Origin of the sequence: Flavobacterium cucumis (assembly GCF_900148835.1) — a bacterium.
Taxonomy (GTDB): Bacteria; Bacteroidota; Bacteroidia; order Flavobacteriales; family Flavobacteriaceae; genus Flavobacterium; species Flavobacterium cucumis.
Genome location: NZ_FRYK01000001.1, coordinates 1,187,709 through 1,207,705, shown reverse-complemented (window position 1 = coordinate 1,207,705; position 19,997 = coordinate 1,187,709). Strand labels below are relative to the sequence as shown.

Genomic DNA, 19,997 nt, shown 5'->3' with positions numbered 1-19,997 from the left:
ACTTCTAACTTCTAACTTCTGACTTAAACATGAAACAATATCACGATTTAGTAAAACACGTATTAGCAAACGGCAACCAAAAAGGCGACCGTACTGGAACAGGAACCTTAAGTGTGTTTGGGTACCAAATGCGTTTTGATTTAAGCGAAGGTTTCCCAATGGTAACCACTAAGAAACTCCACCTAAAATCGATTATTTACGAATTGTTGTGGTTTTTAAAAGGCGATACGAATATCAAATATTTACAAGAAAACGGTGTGAAAATTTGGGACGAATGGGCGGATGAAAACGGCGATTTAGGTCCGGTTTACGGACACCAATGGCGCAATTGGAACAGCGAAGAAATTGACCAAATTACCGAATTAATCGAAACGCTAAAAACCAATCCAAACAGCAGAAGAATGTTGGTTTCCGCTTGGAATCCTAGCGTTTTACCAGATACTTCAGTTTCGTTTGCTGAAAATGTGGCAAATGGTAAAGCCGCTTTACCTCCATGTCACGCGTTTTTTCAGTTTTATGTGGCGGATGGAAAATTAAGTTGCCAGTTGTACCAACGCAGTGCTGATATTTTCTTAGGCGTTCCGTTTAATATTGCATCTTATGCTTTGTTTACGATGATGATTGCGCAAGTTTGTGATTTACAAGTAGGTGAATTCATCCACACCTTTGGTGATGCGCACATTTACAACAACCATATTGAGCAACTACAATTGCAATTATCGCGCGAGTGCCGCCCTTTACCAACGATGAAATTAAACCCAGAAATTAAAAACATTTTCGATTTCAAGTTTGAGGATTTTACTTTAGAGGGATATGACCCGCATCCGCATATTAAAGGTGTTGTGGCGGTTTAGGAAAATTAATAACCGTAAATAAGTAGCGCTAATACAACCTATATGGATTAATATGCATACTTTTTAGCGCACATAAACCAAGTCATAGGAAATATAAAAAATATGTTTACATTTCATTTCAAAAATTTTGTTGGAAACCTTGACATACAAGCCCCAACTCACCATGGAATTCCTTCAGAATCTCCAGTATTTATATTTTATAGAGAAAAGGAAGATTTAAGCAAACATGAAATACTTCGAAGATTTAGAAAACTTCTTTCAAAGCATGATATAACGTATTTAAGACCTTTTAAAGATCTAACTAACGAATGGATTATTGACCTTAATGAATTTAAATACCACTTTGATTGTTTTAAAGAAACAAAATTTTTGAAAGGCCAAATTACTATTGAGCCAGAGTATTTTCAAGACAAAAAGTACGATGAATATACAGATGAAGTTATTTCCGAAGAAACAACAATTAAGTTTTCCATCTATCCTGAAGAAGTTAAAATGTTCTCATCAAATAGTTCAACGCTATTACCTGACGAATTGAATACTCCACTGAGAAGATTCAGAAAGGACTTTCCGTCTGAGGTAAAATGTGCTTTTCTTATGATGAAGTTTGAAGATACACCTATTCAATTAAAATTAATTGAAACGATAAGCAATTGTTTTAAAGAACAAGGAATCACTCTCCTTCGAGCAGACTCTAAATGGTATGCTGACGATTTGTTAACGAATATCAGGACTTATATGCATGGTTGCGATTTTGGGGTAGCAATATTTGATAGAGTGAAGACCGAATATTTCAACCCTAATGTTTCATTGGAAATTGGTTATATGATGGCAATGGATAAAAATGTGCTCTTATTTAAAGACAACACCTTAAATTCATTGCATACAGACTTAGTGGGAAAACTTTACCATGAATACGATTTTCAATCCCCAGACACAACTCTTCCAGTTGTATTGAAACAGTGGCTAAATGACAAAGAAATATAAATTTCCTGAATTTGCGTAGCTGGAAAATTTTATCTTAGGTAAAAATAATCATTATATGAAGACATAACGTTTCAAAATTACAAAACCCTAAAACACAATATTTCGCAAAAACCCTCCTAAATACCAAATTAAATCATTACTTTTGATACTATCATTTGATAGTATCAAAATATGAAACCACCTTACGAAATAACTTCTCAAATCTTAAAATACATTGCTTCCATTTCTGAAAAAATTGGAGAAGTTAACGCCAAATATTTAGTTAAAAGCAACCCTAGTTTACGAAAACAAAATCAGATAAAAACGATACATTCTTCATTAAGCATTGAAGGAAATACCTTATCAGAGGAACAAATTACCGCAATCTTAGAAAACAAAAGAGTTGTTGGGCCTCAAAAAGATATCGTAGAAGTGCTGAATGCTTTAGAAGTGTACAAAAACATAAGTAGTCTAAAACATCATTCCGAGAAAGATTTTTTAAAAGCACATAAAATGCTAATGAAAGATCTCATAGAAAATTCTGGAAAATATAGAACAAAAGGTGTTGGAATTGTAAAAGGTTCAAAAGTAGAACATGTGGCACCTCCTTTTGAAAATGTTCCTTTTCTAATGAAGGATTTATTTCAATATCTAAAGGATAAATCAGAAATTTCATTAATAAAAAGTTGTGTTTTTCATTACGAAATGGAGTTTATTCACCCCTTTATGGACGGAAACGGAAGAATGGGAAGACTCTGGCAAACCTTGATTTTAATGGAAGAGTATCCTATTTTCGAATTTTTACCATTTGAAACTTTAATTTCTAAAAATCAAGCCGCTTATTATAATGCGCTGTCTGCTTCTGACAAGGAAGGAAAGTCGACAAAATTCATTGAGTACATGCTCAGTATTATTGACCAATCTTTAGATGCACTTTTGAAAAACACTACAAAGAAACTTTCAGATGAAGATAGAATTCAGATTTTCATCGAAAATCATGTTGAAGAATTTACAAGAAAAGATTATATAAATTATTTCAAAGATGTATCTACAGCAACTGCAAGTAGAGATTTAAAGAAAGCGGTTGAAATAAAACTCATAGTCAAACAAGGGGATAAAAAAACAACAACATATAAAAAAATTAATACCAGAGAAAACAAAAGGTTATAAGAATGTAATGATGAGCAAAAACACTAAATAATTCCCCGCAAAATACTACCTTAGCGTTTTCATTCGTTTCCTAAACTTTCATCATGAAAACACTCGTACAGAAAAAAAACTTTGACACTCGAGAATTGCGTATTTCCGAGGCAAAATTATTCTGTAAAGTTTCCAAGTTTGGCAACACAAATGAAATTGACATGGCGTTTGAAAACATTGATGGTGAGAAAGTTTCGTTTAAATCTTCTAACAATGTATTGCTTTTGGTTGCAATTGGATTAGTCGTATTAAGTTTCATTAATTTGTTTTTAACTTTTGGCAACTGGATTTCAATTGTTGGCTTTCTTATAGCAGTTGTTTTAGCTGTAATTTACTGGTTAAGTATTGGCAATTTTTGGCAAGTAAAACTAATGGACGGTAACAGCATTTTAGTCGTAAAAGACGTTCCCGATGCTAAAACCGTAGATCATTTTATCGACGAAATTATCAAAGCTCGAAATGTGTATTTAAGAGAAAATTTTGCTGCGATTGATGAAAATTTAGATTACGAAAGTCAGTTGAACAATTTCAAATGGTTGAAAGCCATCAAAGCGATTACCAAAGAAGAATTTGAAACCAAACACGCCGAACTAAAAAAAATCTATTTCCACTCCGATTTGAATATTGGATTTACTAAATAAAACTACTTTATGATAAAAAAAACACTTTTTGTTCTTGGATTGATTTTACAAGCCAACGTTTCTTATTCACAAGATATTATTTTAACCAATGATGACATAATAAGTAAAGAAGAATCAGTTCAATTTGCCTTAATTGAGGAGGTACCTATTTTTCCAGGTTGTGAAGATGTTGAAAATGATAAGAGAATGAAATGTTTTCAATTAAAAATGACAGAACACATTAAAAAAAATTTCACATACCCTAGAAAAGCTATGAGGAAAAACATAAAAGGAAAAATTGTAGCCATGTTTATAATTAACAAAGAAGGTGCTATTGAAAAAATCACAGCTAGAACCCTTTCAGCATGTGATGATTGTGAAATTTTAGAAAGAGAGGCAATCAGAATCATAAGTAAGTTACCTAAAATGACTCCCGGAAAACAAAAAGGAAAACCAGTTAAGGTAAAATACTCCCAACCATTTAGTTTCAAACTTCAATAACATGCTTACCATAATCGCAGCGGCAGCCGAGAACAATGCTTTAGGAAAAGACAATCAATTGGTTTGGCATTTGCCAGATGATTTTAAGCGTTTTAAAGCCATTACTTCCGGTCATTATATTGTAATGGGAAGAAAAACGTTTGAAAGTTTTCCAAAACCTTTACCCAACAGAACACACATCATCATCACCCGACAAAAAGATTACGAAGTTCCAGAAGGTTGTTTGTTAGCTAGTAGTTTGCAAAAAGCTATTGATTTGTGTCCAAAAAATGAAGAGATTTTCATCATTGGTGGCGGAGAAATTTACAAACAATCTATCGAAATTGCCGATAAAATCGATTTAACTCGTGTACATACGACTATTGAAGCCGATACTTTTTTCCCTGAAATCGATACAAAGAAATGGGAATTAGTGTTCGAAGAATTTCACTCAAAAGACGAAAAACACGATTACGATTTTACTTTTTTAACTTATGTAAAAAGGTAAAGGGTAAAAGGTGATTGGTTTTAGATAAAAAGTTTTAATTCCTTTTAGATTAAAACATCATTAAAATTGACTCATCGACTAATTGACACATCATCTAATTAGCTCATTTTCAAATTGGCTCATTGTCACATTGTTCTATTGAAATTTTATCAGTACTTTTGTGTTCCAAAAAATTGCAAAATGTCAAAAAAAATTACACCGTATCAGGATTCACAATTAGGAAAAAAAGAGCAAGTTGCTCAAATGTTTGATACCATTTCTGAAAATTATGATGGGTTAAATAAAGTCATTTCTTTTGGAACAGATGCTAAGTGGAAAAAGAAAATTTTGAAAATGATTGCGGCCAAACAACCCCAATCCATCTTAGACATAGCAACCGGAACTGGAGATTTAGCCATTTTATTTGCAACTACTTCAGCTACTGAAATCATTGGCTTAGACATTTCGCAAGGGATGTTAGACATTGGGAAGAAAAAAATTGCAGCTCAAAATTTAGATTCGAAAATTCAAATGATTTTAGGAGATGGAGAAAACATTCCTTATCCAGACAATTATTTTGATGCCATTACAGTAGCTTATGGTGTTCGTAATTTTGAGAATCTTGAAAAAGGCTTATCTGAAATCTTGAGAACTTTGAAACCAGGCGGACAATTCATTATCTTAGAAACTTCTGTTCCAACACAATTCCCATTCAAACAAGGCTATTACCTTTACACAAATTTCATTATGCCAACCATTGGAAAGTTATTTTCAAAAGATAAAAAAGCGTATCAGTACTTATCAACTTCGGCACAAAATTTCCCTTTTGGAGAAGTCTTAAACAATATTTTAAGAAAAATTGGGTTTATAGATGTAAAACATCTACCTCAGACATTTGGGGCTGCTACTATTTATTACGCATCGAAAAAATAAAATGAAGAAACTTTTTATCTTTTTACTTTTTACACCAATCGTTTTTGCTCAAGGCGGTCTATTTGGTAAAGATCCAATTATCAATAAAGAGAATTGGAACAAACAACCCGTTCACTGGGGTTACTACCTAGGTTTTAATAGTTTAGACTTTAAATTCGACTATTTATCAGTTACCGAAGATATTGAAGTAAACACTACCACTGGTTTCAATGTGGGCTTAATTGGCAACTTACGATTAAACGATTATTTTGATCTTCGATTCGAACCGGGCTTATATGTTACGCAAAGAAATTTAACATACCCCAATATAACCGATACAGGTGATCGTTTACGAGAAGTAAAATCGACTTACATTTTTTTTCCACTTCTAGTTAAATATTCAGCATTAAGAGCTGGGAATGTTCGTCCTTACTTAGTAGGCGGATTGTCTACCGCTTTAAATTTAGGAAGCAATTCAAAAGCACCCGACGATAATTACAGCGATCGCTTTAGAATGACAAAATGGACTAATTTTTATGAAGTGGGCTTTGGTATCGATATCTATTTAGAGTATTTTATTTTTTCGCCTTCCATTCGTGGTGTTTTTAGTATCAACGACGAATTAATACGAGACAATACGCCAGGCAGTCCTTGGACAGGAAATGTAGATCAAATGCAAACAAGAGGATTTTTTATCAATTTTGCATTTCATTAAAATTTAACCTCGTTTAAATTCACTCAGTATAATTGCAGTAGCAGTAGCCACATTTAAACTTTCGGTAACCTGAAGATTTCCAAAACGAGGTATGGCAATTCGCTTTGTGACTAATTTTTCAACAGCAGAAGAAATTCCATTGGCTTCATTTCCCATGACAATAATTCCTTCTTTTGGTAATTTTTCCTGATAAATAGACTTTCCATCCATAAAAGTTCCAAAAACAGGTAACTTGGATTGTAACAAAAATGTTTCTAGATTTCCATACATGACATTTACCCTACTTATTGAACCCATAGTGGCTTGAACCACTTTTGGATTATAGACGTCTACCGATTCTTCGCTGCAAAATAAAGTGGCTACACCAAACCAATCACACAAACGTATAATTGTACCCAAATTCCCTGGATCACGCACATCATCTAAAGCTATTATCAAGCCTTCTTCAACCCTTTCTTTTGCTTTTGGAATTTTAAAAACTGCTAAACAAGTATTGGGTGTCGTTAGCGCACTTATTTTTTTCAGTTCATCAGCTGTAATGGCATGGACTTTGTCTTTTTGTACTGTTAGAAAATCTTGCTTCGTTGTATACAAATCCAACAATTCAAAATTGGAATGCAACAATTCTTGAACCACCTTTATACCTTCTGCTATAAAAAGTTGTTCTTGTTTTCTATATTTTTTTTGTTGTAAACTCGTTATTAGTTTAATTTGGCTTTTACTAACCATAAAAATTGTATTTTTGACTAACTTTTTATAAGCTGCTTTGAGAAATAATTTATCAAAAATAACACTATTATTTGTAATCGGAATAATATTTTATTCGTGTTCGTTAGTTAAACGAGTACCCGAGGGAAAACTGCTTTTAACAAAAAACGAAATATACGTAAACGACAAACTTGTCAAAGAAGAGCGCATTAACAATTTGGTGGTTCAAAAACCAAACAATAAATTTTTAACGTATCCGCTTCGCCTTTCATTATATAATCTAGCCAAGAAAAATCCTGATTCATCTTATCAGAGTTGGCTGAATAAAAACCCCAAAAGAAGAACTCGTTTAGTCAAATTACTTTCAGAAAAGCAAATACAGCGCTTTGGAAAGTCATTTGTGGTTTCAGGATTTAGTAATTTTTTAAAAAAAACTGGGGAACCTCCAGTGATAATTGATGAAAAAAGAGCAAAAACATCTCAAAACAGGCTCTCACAATACCACTACAACATGGGTTATTTTGACAATAAAGTTGAAATGACCATTGATACCATAGGAAAAAAAAGAGGCAAACTGTCCTTTAACATAGCAACCGGTTCCGCATACATTATCGATTCTATATCAAAAAGCATTGAGAGCAAAGCCATTGATAGCTTATACGAAACAGAAAGGGATGCATCCTTTATAAAAAAAGGAGAAGCCTTTCAATATTCCAATTATGACAGCGAGAGAAAAAGAATCACACAACATTTTAGAAACAATGGTGTTTATCATTTTCAAGAAAACTTTGTAAAGTTTGACAATATCATAGATGAAGCTCAAAAAAAATTAGAAGTTGTAGTAAAAATTGAAGACAGAAGCGTAAAAGAGGGCGATCTTCTGGTAAAAAAACCTTTCAATTTATACACGATTAGCCAAATCAATATTTTTACTGACAATTCATCCAGAAAAGGAAACAATCGAATAAACGACAGTACTACCTATAGAGATTATACCATTTACAGTTTTGGAAAACTAGACTACAAACCTAAGGCGATAACGAATGCCATATTTATTGAAAAAGGGAAATTATTTAGTGATAACGATCGTACATTGACTTCAAAATCGTTAAGCAATCTTAAAGTTTTTTACTATCCTACTATTGAATATGTTGAAGACACTTCAGATACTACAAAAAATGCATTAATAGCCAACATTTATTTACTTCCAAGAAAAAAAATGGAACTCAATGTTGCCGCTGATTTTTCCACCTCAGACATACAAGATTTTGGAATTACAGGAAACTTATCACTTACCTTTAGAAATGTGTTTCGAAGAGCTGAAACGCTACAATTATCTACTAGAGGAAACATTGGTTCTTCTAAAGATTTAGCAAATCCTAAAAATGTGTTCTTCAACATCTCTGAATATGGATTAGATGCCAAATTGAGTTTCCCTAGAATTTTCTTCCCCTTAGACACAAGAAGAATCATCAGAAAGGAAATGCTACCAACAACCAACATGAACTTTGGTTTTACTAGACAGACCAACATCGGTTTGGATAAAGAAAATTTTACTAGCGTTATCAATTACAATTGGACCCCAAAAGAACAAAAAACAGTTCGATTTGATTTGTTTAACATGCAATACATACGAAATCTAAATGTTGACAATTATTTTAACGTGTATCGCTCTTCTTATGATAGATTAAACGAACTAGCTCAAGATTACAATTACATCCCTACAGGTGAAAACCTAACATTTCCAGGTGCAATAACTTTTATCGACGATGCTGTTAATGGAACGATTCCCAACTTAACGCCAACAGATGCCGACTATAGAACAATCAGTAGTATTGGAGAAAGAAGGAAACGTTTAATTGAAAACAATTTGATTGTTTCGAGTAGCATCACATTTTCTAAAAACACAAAATCTGGATTTTTAGATAATAATTTTTACTCTATAAAAGCTAAAGTTGAATCCGCTGGAAATTTTTTATCTCTTTTTAATTCCAGTTTTAATGAGCCTTTGAGTAGCAATGGAAATAGAACAATTTTAGGTGTTGAATATGCACAATACATTAAGACAGAATTTGAATTAGTAAAACATTGGGATTTTGGCAAAAAAAACACACTTGCCATGCGAACATTTGCAGGAATTGCCATTCCGTATGGAAATGCCAATTCAATTCCTTTCTCTAAAAGTTATTTTTCTGGAGGTTCAAATGACAACAGAGGTTGGCAACCCTATAGTTTAGGACCAGGAAGAAGTGGCGGAATCAATGATTTTAATGAAGCTAACTTCAAGCTTGCCTATAGCACCGAATTTAGATTTCGAGTTGGGGGCAACTTATTTAGCGCACTCTTTGTTGATGTAGGAAACATATGGAATGTGTTTGACAATGTGGAAGACGAACGTTACACTTTTAATGGATTAGAATCTTTAAAAGATTTAGCAGTAGGTTCTGGAATAGGATTTAGATACGATTTTAATTTCTTTGTCTTCCGTTTTGATTTAGGATATAAAGCCTATGATCCCGCAAGAGAAATGGGAGACAGATGGCTGAAAGGAGTAAACTTCGGCAAAACAGTACTAAATTTTGGTATTAATTATCCGTTCTAATTTTTTAAATTATTATTTTTGCACAACTATAACCTAAAACATACAACTATGAGTCACAATATTAAACCGGGTGTTGCTACCGGAGATCAAGTTCAAGAAATTTTCAACTATGCAAAACAAAAAGGATTTGCATTACCTGCTGTTAATGTTGTAGGTTCAAGTACAATTAATGGAGTTTTAGAAACTGCAGCTAAATTAAAAGCTCCTGTTATCATTCAATTTTCAAATGGTGGTGCTCAATTTAATGCTGGGAAAGGATTATCAAATGAGAATCAACAAGCAGCTATTTTAGGAGCTGTTGCTGGTGCAAAACATATTCACACTTTAGCTGAAGCTTATGGCGCAACGGTTATTTTACATACAGACCACTGTGCTAAAAATCTTTTACCATGGATTGATGGTTTATTAGATGCATCAGAAAAACATTTTGCTGAAACAGGAAAATCATTATTCAGTTCTCACATGATTGACTTGTCGGAAGAACCAATTGAAGAAAACTTAGAAATTTCTAAAAAGTATTTAGAAAGAATGAGTAAAATGGGAATGACTTTAGAAATCGAATTAGGAATTACAGGTGGTGAAGAAGATGGCGTTGATAATTCGGATGTTGATAGCTCAAAATTATATACACAACCTGATGAAGTTGCCTATGCATATGAAGAATTAATGAAGGTTAGTCCAAGGTTCACAATCGCAGCATCTTTTGGAAATGTACATGGCGTTTACAAACCTGGAAACGTAAAATTAACTCCAAAAATTCTTAAAAATTCACAAGAATACGTTCAAAATAAATTCAATACAGGTCACAATCCAGTTGATTTTGTTTTCCACGGAGGCTCTGGTTCTACTTTAGAAGAAATAAGAGAGGCTATTTCATATGGCGTAATCAAAATGAATATTGATACCGATTTACAATTTGCTTTCACAGAAGGAATTCGCGATTACATGACATCTAAAATTGATTATTTAAGAACACAAATCGGAAGTCCAGAAGGGGCAGATAGTCCAAATAAAAAACATTACGACCCAAGAAAATGGGTTCGTGAAGGAGAAGTTACGTTCAACAAACGTTTAGAACAAGCTTTTGCCGATTTAAATAACGTGAATACTTTATAATCACAAAGTACGAAGTACGAGGTACAAAGTACGAAGTTTGAAATTTTATTATTAATTGAAATTAGATAAAGTTAAGGTCTTCCTTCCAACTTCTAACTTCTAACTTCTAACTTAATTATGGCTTGGTTTAAAAGAAAAGAAAAAGGAATTACAACAGCGACAGAGGACAAAAAAGATGTTCCCAAAGGTTTATGGTACAAATCACCAACAGGAAAAATTGTTGATCAAGATGAACTAGCAAGAAACTTATGGGTGAGTCCAGAGGATGATTATCATGTACGTATTGGTAGTAAAGAATATTTCGAAATTTTATTCGACAACAATGAGTTTACCGAGTTAGATGCAAATTTAACTTCTAAAGATCCATTAAAATTTGAAGATACTAAGAAATACAGCGAGCGTTTAAAAGACGTAATGGATAAAACCAAACTAAAAGACGCTATTCGTACTGGTGTTGGAAAATCTAAAGGAAAAGATTTAGTCGTTTCTTGTATGGACTTTGCTTTCATTGGAGGTTCTATGGGAGCGGTTGTAGGTGAAAAAATTGTAAGAGCAATTGATTATTCTATCAAACATAAAATTCCATTTGTATTGATTTCTAAATCAGGTGGAGCACGTATGATGGAAGCCGCTTTTTCATTAATGCAGTTAGCCAAAACCTCAGCCAAATTAGCGCAGTTAGCAGAAGAAAGAATTCCTTACATTTCTTTATGTACGGATCCAACTACTGGTGGAACTACCGCTTCTTATGCAATGCTTGGTGACATTAATATCGGAGAACCAGGCGCTTTAATTGGTTTCGCTGGACCACGTGTTGTAAAAGATACAACTGGAAAAGATTTACCAGAAGGTTTCCAAACCTCAGAATTCTTATTAGAGCATGGTTTCTTAGATTTCATCGCTCACAGAAAAGAATTGAAAAACAAAATTAACTTGTATTTGGATTTGATTCAAAATCAACCGATAAGATAAAAATAGATATCCCGATAGCAGTATCGGGATTTTTCATTTTTAAAACTTAGCTCGCAAAGCTAAAATAAAATTCTTTCCTGGCGCTACAATTCCGGAACTGTAAGGGCGATAGCGTTGGTCAGTGATGTTTTCTAAACCTACAGTTACCGTAAAGTTATCCGTTAATTTATACATTGATTTTAAATTTAAAGTGTACCAACTTGGAGAATAGGGATTTCCATTGGCATCAATCGCATAAATTTCTGGTTTTCCTCGTTCTTCTTCGGCTAAATCATCGTACGAAACCTCATCGCTAAATTGCGCATTCAATTGTAAATCTAACTTAGAATTGGAATACCCGAATCGACCTATACCGAAAAATGGCGCCGCATGTCGAGACGGACTTTTCGCTCCGTTATCTAATTCTTCCTCTCCCCTTTGGAAATTCAAATCGCCATGAAAATAAAACCCAGTTGCTGATTTTACTTCAATTCCAGCTTGAATGCCATATACTTTTGCATTGGCTGCATTTTGAATAGCTTGCACATTACTCAATTCGCCATCGTAGATTATTTCAGTTGCACCATTTAAAGTAAAATCTCTTCTTACCATAGCATTATCTAGTAATGTATAATATCCTGAAAGATCTACTTTTACATTTTTGCCAAATAATTTCGCTAGATTCAAATCCACATTATAAGCATATTCCGCTTTTAAATCAGGATTAGGAACTACAACCGAGCCTGGTTCGGAATCAAATACCTTTCCTAAATCATCTACATTTGGAGAACGGAAAGCTGTTGCCACATTAGAACTAATTACCCATTTCGCTGTTGGACGATACACCAAACCAAAACTTCCGGTTAAAGCGCCATCATTGATTTTTGCTTCAGTAAAAGGAAACAGATAAAAAGTAGTATCAAAATCGGCATCTAACACAAATTGGTTGTATCGTAATCCCGCTTGAAGCAACATTTTCTCTGAAAATTTATATTGGTCGTTGATGTAAATTCCGTATGAATTCCATTTGGATTGTGGATATCGAGCTGGACCAGCTTGACTTGTTCCAGTAACGATATTCTCATCAATTCCTTCCGAATTGACATCATTGGTAACAAATTCAACTCCGTAAAAAACCGCATTATTTCCACTAGTTTTCTTGGTAAAATCCGCATTAACTGAAATCGCATTTACTTTCTCAATTCGTGTAGCACGATTCGGATTGTTCATATTACGACTGATTCTACTTTCCTCAAAAAATTGATGTGCCATTCGAATAGAAAGTTCGTCATACACTTTTGTAGCTTGTGTATTTGAAATCGTCAAATTGTTCATGATCCATTTTTGTGGACCATAATCAAATTCGCCATAACGAGGCAAACCAGCGTTATTGTATCGAATATGTCTGTCGTAACGCGAATAACTCGAAGTTTCTGAAAAATGAAAAGCGTATTGAAAATCCAATCTTTCATTAGGAGCAAATCGAACTTTTTGCATCAAATTGATTTGAGAATACGCTGTTGGTTTTTGTACTAAAGGATCGTCATTTGTCACCACTACATCTACTCCATTTTGTCTTTGTACATAAAAAGGGCGCAAATATTCATCGGGACCATGACTTCCCATTTTCAAATCACCAAAATCGTTGGAACTGATACTGGTTACCGAAGCCCATTTTTTCCACCCTACATTCACATCAAAATGTCCCGTTTTTTCATTATTTGCTGATGAATATCTTGTAAAAGCACTTCCCATAACAAATGGTTTTTCTTCTGTTGTAAATTGTGGTGTTAAGGTTTGAAAGCTCATTACACCTCCAATAGCATCACTTCCGTAAATAACAGAACTTGGTCCAAATAAAACTTCTGACTTTTCAAGAGCAAATGGATCTAACGAAATCACATTTTGAATATTTCCACCTCTAAAAATGGCAGTATTCATTCGCACACCATCAATAGCATACAACAAACGATTGGTAGCAAAACCACGAATCATAGGGCTTCCACCTCCTTGTTGACTCTTTTGCAGGAACACTTTTCCAGAAACCGTTAATAAATCAGCTGCCGTTTGCGGATTTTGCAACTGAATATCTTTTTTAGAAATAGACGCGATTTTTACAGGGATGTCACGCGTGTGTTGTTTCCAACGATTTGCAGCAACAATAATTTCATCCATCGAAAGCAATGAAGGCTTTAAAAGGACCTGAAAGGAAGCCAACTCCAAGTCATTAAAGCTAAAAATTTGAGTTTCATATCCAAAAGATTGCACAAAAATTTTATTGACTCCTCTGAAATCCGAGATATCGACTTTACCTTTTGCATTAGTTGAAACGTATATTTTTTTATCATCAGACAAAAAAACAACTGCTTCCAATAGATCTCCAGTTTCTTTGTCCCTAACGGTTACGTCTTGAGAGAATGAAACAATAGAGAAAAAGAAAAAAAAGAAAATTTTAAAGGAATTATACATTATCGGTATGGAATTTAATCGCTTTTACACAGCAAATTACATGCCACTTCTAATGGCTTCCACTGGATCTAATTTAGAAGCTGAAATAGCAGGAACAATTCCCGAAATCAACCCAATAAAAGCCGCTAACCCTGAACCTATTAACATATTAGAAACACTTAAAACAAACTCAAAATCAAGAGCTGCTGAAAGTCCAAGAGCTATAATCCAAACTAAAAACATTCCCACAATTCCTCCAATTAAAGAAAGAATTATTGCTTCAAACAAAAATTGAAACAAAATAAATTTATTTTTAGCCCCTAAAGCTTTTTGAATTCCAATTAAGTTGGTTCGTTCTTTAACAGAGACAAACATTATATTCGCAATACCAAACCCCCCTACTAAAAGAGAAAAAGCACTAATGATCCAACCAATCATGTTCATTTGACCCACGATATTGTCAATAAAATCAGTAAAGCCAGACAATACATTCATGAAAAAATTATTAATTTCTCCCGTTTTTACACCTCTGTAACTTCTTAATTTTTGTGCCAACTCCGCCTTAAACTCTTCTACATCAATCCCTTTTTCTGGTTTAATAAGAATTGCTGGGGTTAAGGCTTTATTATTGTCTCCATACATTTTTCTTAAAAAATTTACAGGAAAAAACACCGCTATGTCGTTACTGTCCCCAAACATCCCCTGTCCTTGTTTTTTCAAGACACCAATCACCGTAAAACGTTGACCATACAAGCGAACTTTTTTACCTATAGGATCACTATTTTCAAATAATCCCGTAGCCACTTCACTTCCAATAACAATCACAGGACTTCCTGAATTGGATTCTGACTCATTAAACAAACGCCCTTTATCAATTTTAACGGGTTCGATATCAAAAAATTCAAAAGTAGAAGGTTTAACACGAATTGAATTTACCGTTTTAGAATCGTATTTTATGTTCTCGTTTCGAGTGAAAATATTAAAAGACATTTTATCAATTCCGTTAACAGATCTTCTTAAATGTTCAAACTCATCATAAGTTACATCGGGAAATTGTTGTCTTTTCCAACGTGGAATTTCGGAAGGACCAAAAGAAAAACGCATTAAATAGACCGTATTCATATCCATATCACTCAAATCCTCCTTGATTTTTTTATCCATAGAATCTACTGCAGCCAACACCGCAATAATAGAAAAAATACCAATAGTAACCCCTAATAACGACAAAAGGGTACGCAATTTATTGTTGCGCAACGCGTTGATGGCAAAACTAAAACTTTCTGAAAGTAATCGTAAATATAAAAGCATAATACTGAGCTATAACAAATAAGTAGAGTAATTGAATAAAATGTTACAGATATAGGGAATATATTTACATTTGAAAAAAGGAAAATCATGCAAAATGAAAGTTTAATTTTAAGCATCCTATTCGGATTAGCCTCATTTCTTTACTACCGAATTCATAAATGGTGGTTATCGGGTCGTGATGAGAATCCAATATTTTTTTAATTTGGCACAAAGGTTAGTGTAATTCAAAATTGGATTATCATAATTTTTTTAGCAATAACTTCTTTTGGATTTTTGATAAAATCAATTCTTGAACAATACTAAATCCAAACGAAATGATTCCATTTAAATCAATTTTACCCCAACAACATTTTAATAATTTTCTGTTTCCAATCCGTATAAGGCGCATATTTGAAATTAAATTCCAACCAAGTTGGTTTATTTAAAATGCCTTTGAAATGAGAAAACGTGTCGAATCCAAATTTTCCGTGATAGCTTCCCATTCCGCTGGCTCCTACACCACCAAAAGGCAATTTATCGTTTGAAATGTGCATAATGGCATCGTTTATGGCGCCACCACCAAATGAAACTTCACTTTGAATTTTATTTTTTATGTCACTAGAATTTGTAAAAACATAACAAGATAAAGGTTTTTCCCTCTCTTTTACTTTCGCTATCGCTACATCAAGATTGGAATAGGAAATAACTGGTAAAATAGGACCAAAAATTTCTTCTTGCATTACCATATCCTCAAATGAGCAATTGTCTAAAATGGTGGGATAAATTACCCGTTCTGAGGCATCTATTTTTCCACCAAAATACAATTTATTCCGATCGATTAATTTTTCTAAACGTTGAAGATGATTATCATTTATAATTTGAACATAGTTTCCATTAACCAAAGCATAATCAGCTTGTTCAACTTCTTTAACTACCGCTTTCAAGAAAGATTCCTTGACAGTTTCGTCAACTAAGACATAATCGGGCGCAATACAAGTTTGTCCGGCGTTTAAAAATTTAGCCCAAACCATACGTTTTGCTGTCATTTTCAAATCAGCATCTTGGCAAACAAACGTTGGACTTTTTCCGCCCAATTCTAAAGTAATCGGAACTAGATTTTTTGCCGCCGCTTCATAAACAATTTTCCCAACCTTTGTACTCCCAGTAAAGAAAATTTTATCGAAAGGCAATTCTAAAAGAGATGTCGTTTCAGAAACACCGCCTTCTTGAACAAAAAAAACAGAAGCATCAAAAGACTCATTTATGATTTTAGCCATAATAGCGCTCGAGTGAACTGCAATTTCACTAGGCTTTAAAATTACAGTATTTCCAGCAGCCAAAGCCGCAATGGCGGGAGCAATAGACAATTGGAACGGATAATTCCATGCACCAATAATTAAAACGGTTCCCAATGGTTCAGGAACAATGTAAGATTGAGCGGGAAAATTAGCTAAATTCGAGCGAACTTTTTGCTTTTTTGACCAAGAAGACAACTTGGAAAGTGCGGTATTTATTTCGGAATACAACAAACTTAATTCAGTTGTATACGTTTCAAATTTTGATTTTTTAAAATCAAGGTAAATTGCTTCAAAGAAAGAGTCTTCGTTTGCTTTTAAAACCTCTTTTAATTTTTTGAGTTGCTGTTTTCTAAAGGAAATCGACTTGCTTGCATTCGAATTAAAAAAGATTTTTTGATTTTGGAAAACAGTTTTCATAACGATTTAATTTAGATTCTTAAAAATACAGAATAATTTCAATACTTATTCCAATTACACTTTCTAAAATTCTGTTTTTTCAATTGTAAGAATCGTCTTCATACAAAACAAAATTTTCTATTTCAAAAATTCATCTCTTTTATACTTGAAAGTTTTAAGAAGTATAACTACTTTTGCACCACGAAAACAACAACACTTATCTGAGACTTATTCAGATACAACAACACAACACCATGAACACAACAAAAAAAATTGCTTCGGCATTGATTTCTGTATTTGACAAAAACGGTTTAGAACCTATTGTTAAAGCCCTTCACCAAAACAATGTAACCATTTATTCAACCGGCGGAACCGAAACTTTTATTAAAGATTTAGGCATTCCTGTTGTCGCTGTAGAAGATATTACGGCATTTCCTGAAATCTTAGGCGGAAGAGTAAAAACATTGCACCCAAAAATCTTCGGTGGTATTTTAAACCGTCAAGACCATGCAGGTGATGTGGCACAAATGAAAGAATTCAACATTCCGCAAATCGATTTAGTGATTGTGGATTTATATCCGTTTGAAAAAACAGTTGCTTCTGGCGCTAGCGAACAAGATATTATCGAGAAAATCGACATCGGTGGCATTTCTTTAATTAGAGCTGCTGCTAAAAACTTCAAAGACACGGTAATTGTCCCTTCAGTTGAGCAATATGCCTCATTTTTGAAATTTTATACAGATAACAATGGTGCTACCACTTTAGAAAACAGAAAATTATTAGCTTCAAGAGCTTTTAACGTTTCTTCACACTATGATTCGGCTATTTTTAACTACTTCAATCAAGTTTTTGAAGAACCGGTTTTAAAAATCAGCGAGCAAAACGGAAATGTATTACGTTATGGCGAAAATCCACACCAAAAAGGATTTTTCTATGGCGATTTCGATAAAATGTTTACCAAAGTGCACGGAAAAGAATTGTCTTACAACAATTTACTAGACGTGGATGCAGCAGTAAATTTAATGAACGAATTCAAAAACGACAACCCAACTTTTGCGATTTTAAAACACAATAACGCTTGTGGTTTAGCCACAAGAAATACGATGAAAGAAGCATATTTAGATGCTCTAGCAGGTGACCCAACTTCAGCATTCGGAGGTGTTTTAATTGCGAATGGAAAAATTGATGTTGCTACAGCGAATGAGATCAATCAACTGTTCTGTGAAGTTGTTATCGCTCCTGCATATGACCCAGAAGCAATTGACATTTTAGAAGAAAAGAAAAATAGAATTATCTTAATTTTGAATGATGTCGAATTACCACAAACAACTGTTCGCACTTGTTTAAACGGTGTTTTAGTGCAAGACAAAGACAATGTTACCGATTCAAAAGACCATTTAAAAACGGTTACAACCGCGGTTCCAACAGCAGAAGAAATTGAAGATTTATTATTTGCATCAAAAATTTGTAAACACACCAAATCAAACACCATTGTATTTGCTAAAAACAAACAACTTTGCGCATCTGGAACCGGACAAACTTCAAGAGTGGATGCTTTAAGACAAGCTATTGAAAAAGCAACCTCATTTGAATTTGATTTAACTGGAGCAGTTATGGCAAGCGATGCGTTCTTCCCTTTCCCAGACTGTGTTGAAATCGCGAACAAAGCCGGCATTACTGCGGTAATTCAACCAGGTGGTTCAATCAAAGATGAATTAAGTATTACCTATTGCAACAACAATAATATGGCTATGGTTTTTACAGGAATTAGACATTTCAAGCATTAACAACAAAATACTTCTAAAAAATATTTAAAAACGCGTTAAAATAAATTATTTTAATGCGTTTTTATTTGAAATTATTCCAGATAATTTTATTAGTTTTGCTAGTCGAACACAATTTTACAAAACTAAACCCTTCATTTACTTATGGGATTTTTTGATTTCATGACCGAGGATATCGCAATTGACCTTGGTACCGCTAACACTTTGATAATTCACAACGATAAAGTTGTCATTGATAGTCCGTCTATTGTTGCCCGTGATCGCATCACTGGAAAAATAATCGCCGTTGGAAAGGAAGCCAACATGATGCAAGGTAAAACTCATGAAAACATTAAGACCATTCGTCCTTTAAAAGATGGTGTAATTGCTGATTTTGATGCTTCTGAACAAATGATAAAGATGTTCATAAAAAGCATACCAGCACTTAAAAAGAAACTTTTTACTCCTGCATTACGAATGGTAGTTTGTATCCCATCAGGTATCACAGAAGTGGAAATGCGTGCGGTTAAAGAATCATGTGAACGCGTAAATGGAAAAGAAGTATATCTAATTCACGAACCAATGGCTGCTGCAATCGGTATTGGTTTAGACATTATGCAGCCTAAAGGAAACATGATTGTTGATATAGGTGGTGGAACTACAGAAATTGCAGTAATAGCACTTGGCGGAATTGTGTGTGATAAATCGGTTAAAATTGCGGGTGATGTTTTTACAAATGACATTATTTACTACATGAGAACCCAACACAATTTATTTGTTGGAGAAACAACAGCTGAAAAAATAAAAATTCAAATAGGTGCTGCCATGGAAGATTTAGATAATGCACCTGAAGATATGTCCGTTCAAGGTAGAGACTTACTAACTGGAAAACCAAAACAGGTGGATGTTTCGCATAGAGAGATAGCTAAAGCATTAGACAAATCGATACAACGCATAGAGGATGCCGTAATGGAAACCTTATCGCAAACACCCCCAGAACTAGCAGCAGATATTTATAATACTGGTATTTATCTTGCTGGTGGAGGTTCGATGTTGAGAGGGTTAGACAAAAGAATCTCATTAAAAACGGATTTACCTGTCTACATTGCCGAAGACCCATTAAGAGCTGTAGTTAGAGGAACAGGAATGGCTTTAAAAAATATCCTGAAATACAAGGGAATACTTATAAAATAAAAA

At 33.7% G+C, this 19,997-nt stretch carries 17 protein-coding genes; 13 read left to right on the top strand and 4 right to left on the bottom strand.

Annotated features, from left to right (window positions below; all coding sequences use genetic code 11):
- The first annotated feature begins 29 nt into the window (after positions 1–29).
- The 8 genes from BUE95_RS05555 to porT all read left to right on the top strand — a co-directional run bounded on the left by BUE95_RS05555 (position 30) and on the right by porT (position 6,231).
- Complete coding sequence (locus BUE95_RS05555; RefSeq protein WP_073582194.1) at positions 30–854, top strand: thymidylate synthase; 825 nt, start codon at positions 30–32, stop codon at positions 852–854.
- 102 nt (positions 855–956) lie between these two features.
- Positions 957–1,838: a hypothetical protein gene (locus BUE95_RS05550; RefSeq protein WP_073582193.1), complete on the top strand. Its 882-nt coding sequence runs from the start codon at positions 957–959 to the stop codon at positions 1,836–1,838.
- A gap of 171 nt (positions 1,839–2,009) precedes the next feature.
- Positions 2,010–2,987, top strand: a complete 978-nt coding sequence (locus BUE95_RS05545; RefSeq protein ID WP_073582191.1) for a Fic family protein — start codon at positions 2,010–2,012, stop codon at positions 2,985–2,987.
- A gap of 83 nt (positions 2,988–3,070) precedes the next feature.
- Positions 3,071–3,658 (top strand): hypothetical protein, encoded by a 588-nt coding sequence (locus BUE95_RS05540; RefSeq protein WP_073582189.1) that lies wholly within the window; start codon positions 3,071–3,073, stop codon positions 3,656–3,658.
- A 9-nt stretch (positions 3,659–3,667) separates the two neighbouring features.
- Positions 3,668–4,138: an energy transducer TonB gene (locus BUE95_RS05535; RefSeq protein WP_073582187.1), complete on the top strand. Its 471-nt coding sequence runs from the start codon at positions 3,668–3,670 to the stop codon at positions 4,136–4,138.
- 1 nt (position 4,139) lies between these two features.
- On the top strand, positions 4,140–4,625 hold the full coding sequence (locus BUE95_RS05530; protein ID WP_073582185.1) for a dihydrofolate reductase: 486 nt from the start codon (positions 4,140–4,142) through the stop codon (positions 4,623–4,625).
- 180 nt (positions 4,626–4,805) lie between these two features.
- Complete coding sequence (gene ubiE / locus BUE95_RS05525) at positions 4,806–5,537, top strand: bifunctional demethylmenaquinone methyltransferase/2-methoxy-6-polyprenyl-1,4-benzoquinol methylase UbiE (RefSeq protein ID WP_073582183.1); 732 nt, start codon at positions 4,806–4,808, stop codon at positions 5,535–5,537.
- A 1-nt stretch (position 5,538) separates the two neighbouring features.
- The gene (gene porT, locus BUE95_RS05520; RefSeq protein ID WP_073582181.1) at positions 5,539–6,231 is read left to right on the top strand and encodes a type IX secretion/gliding motility protein PorT/SprT; all 693 of its coding nucleotides are present in this window, start codon (positions 5,539–5,541) and stop codon (positions 6,229–6,231) included.
- 3 nt (positions 6,232–6,234) lie between these two features.
- On the opposite strand, the gene BUE95_RS05515 is transcribed toward porT, so the two are convergent.
- Complete coding sequence (locus BUE95_RS05515; RefSeq protein ID WP_073582179.1) at positions 6,235–6,960, bottom strand: TrmH family RNA methyltransferase; 726 nt, start codon at positions 6,958–6,960, stop codon at positions 6,235–6,237.
- A 37-nt stretch (positions 6,961–6,997) separates the two neighbouring features.
- On the opposite strand from BUE95_RS05515, the gene tamL reads away from it, so the two are divergent.
- The 3 genes from tamL (at position 6,998) to accD (ending at position 11,629) form a co-directional block, all read left to right on the top strand.
- Complete coding sequence (tamL, locus tag BUE95_RS05510) at positions 6,998–9,541, top strand: translocation and assembly module lipoprotein TamL (RefSeq protein WP_200778598.1); 2,544 nt, start codon at positions 6,998–7,000, stop codon at positions 9,539–9,541.
- A 48-nt stretch (positions 9,542–9,589) separates the two neighbouring features.
- Positions 9,590–10,657 (top strand): class II fructose-bisphosphate aldolase, encoded by a 1,068-nt coding sequence (gene fbaA, locus BUE95_RS05505; protein ID WP_073582177.1) that lies wholly within the window; start codon positions 9,590–9,592, stop codon positions 10,655–10,657.
- 117 nt (positions 10,658–10,774) lie between these two features.
- Entirely contained in the window at positions 10,775–11,629 is an 855-nt protein-coding gene (gene accD / locus BUE95_RS05500) for an acetyl-CoA carboxylase, carboxyltransferase subunit beta (RefSeq protein WP_073582175.1), read from the top strand.
- A gap of 39 nt (positions 11,630–11,668) precedes the next feature.
- Here the strand turns inward: accD and BUE95_RS05495 are convergent, their stop codons facing one another.
- The 3 genes from BUE95_RS05495 to BUE95_RS05485 form a co-directional block, all read right to left on the bottom strand.
- Positions 11,669–14,077, bottom strand: coding sequence for a TonB-dependent receptor plug domain-containing protein (locus BUE95_RS05495; RefSeq protein WP_073582173.1), 2,409 nt, complete (start codon positions 14,075–14,077; stop codon positions 11,669–11,671).
- Between the two features lie 36 nt (positions 14,078–14,113).
- Complete coding sequence (locus BUE95_RS05490) at positions 14,114–15,364, bottom strand: ABC transporter permease (RefSeq protein WP_073582171.1); 1,251 nt, start codon at positions 15,362–15,364, stop codon at positions 14,114–14,116.
- A 335-nt stretch (positions 15,365–15,699) separates the two neighbouring features.
- Entirely contained in the window at positions 15,700–17,058 is a 1,359-nt protein-coding gene (locus BUE95_RS05485; protein WP_073582169.1) for an aldehyde dehydrogenase, read from the bottom strand.
- Between the two features lie 233 nt (positions 17,059–17,291).
- Between BUE95_RS05485 and purH the strand changes: the two genes are divergently transcribed.
- Both purH and BUE95_RS05475 read left to right on the top strand, forming a co-directional pair.
- Positions 17,292–18,824 (top strand): bifunctional phosphoribosylaminoimidazolecarboxamide formyltransferase/IMP cyclohydrolase, encoded by a 1,533-nt coding sequence (gene purH, locus BUE95_RS05480; RefSeq protein WP_073582167.1) that lies wholly within the window; start codon positions 17,292–17,294, stop codon positions 18,822–18,824.
- 141 nt (positions 18,825–18,965) lie between these two features.
- Complete coding sequence (locus tag BUE95_RS05475) at positions 18,966–19,994, top strand: rod shape-determining protein (RefSeq protein ID WP_073582165.1); 1,029 nt, start codon at positions 18,966–18,968, stop codon at positions 19,992–19,994.
- The last annotated feature ends 3 nt before the right edge of the window (positions 19,995–19,997 follow it).

Excerpts from the sequence above, each read along its gene's own strand:
- BUE95_RS05555 (WP_073582194.1), top strand. The coding sequence starts at position 30 with ATGAAACAATATCACGATTTAGTAAAACACGTATTAGCAAACGGCAAC.
- BUE95_RS05550 (WP_073582193.1), top strand. The coding sequence starts at position 957 with ATGTTTACATTTCATTTCAAAAATTTTGTTGGAAACCTTGACATACAA.
- BUE95_RS05545 (WP_073582191.1), top strand. The coding sequence starts at position 2,010 with ATGAAACCACCTTACGAAATAACTTCTCAAATCTTAAAATACATTGCT.
- BUE95_RS05540 (WP_073582189.1), top strand. The coding sequence starts at position 3,071 with ATGAAAACACTCGTACAGAAAAAAAACTTTGACACTCGAGAATTGCGT.
- BUE95_RS05535 (WP_073582187.1), top strand. The coding sequence starts at position 3,668 with ATGATAAAAAAAACACTTTTTGTTCTTGGATTGATTTTACAAGCCAAC.
- BUE95_RS05530 (WP_073582185.1), top strand. The coding sequence starts at position 4,140 with ATGCTTACCATAATCGCAGCGGCAGCCGAGAACAATGCTTTAGGAAAA.
- ubiE (WP_073582183.1), top strand. The coding sequence starts at position 4,806 with ATGTCAAAAAAAATTACACCGTATCAGGATTCACAATTAGGAAAAAAA.
- porT (WP_073582181.1), top strand. The coding sequence starts at position 5,539 with ATGAAGAAACTTTTTATCTTTTTACTTTTTACACCAATCGTTTTTGCT.
- BUE95_RS05515 (WP_073582179.1), bottom strand. The coding sequence starts at position 6,960 with ATGGTTAGTAAAAGCCAAATTAAACTAATAACGAGTTTACAACAAAAA.
- fbaA (WP_073582177.1), top strand. The coding sequence starts at position 9,590 with ATGAGTCACAATATTAAACCGGGTGTTGCTACCGGAGATCAAGTTCAA.
- accD (WP_073582175.1), top strand. The coding sequence starts at position 10,775 with ATGGCTTGGTTTAAAAGAAAAGAAAAAGGAATTACAACAGCGACAGAG.
- BUE95_RS05495 (WP_073582173.1), bottom strand. The coding sequence starts at position 14,077 with ATGTATAATTCCTTTAAAATTTTCTTTTTTTTCTTTTTCTCTATTGTT.
- BUE95_RS05490 (WP_073582171.1), bottom strand. The coding sequence starts at position 15,364 with ATGCTTTTATATTTACGATTACTTTCAGAAAGTTTTAGTTTTGCCATC.
- BUE95_RS05485 (WP_073582169.1), bottom strand. The coding sequence starts at position 17,058 with ATGAAAACTGTTTTCCAAAATCAAAAAATCTTTTTTAATTCGAATGCA.
- purH (WP_073582167.1), top strand. The coding sequence starts at position 17,292 with ATGAACACAACAAAAAAAATTGCTTCGGCATTGATTTCTGTATTTGAC.
- BUE95_RS05475 (WP_073582165.1), top strand. The coding sequence starts at position 18,966 with ATGGGATTTTTTGATTTCATGACCGAGGATATCGCAATTGACCTTGGT.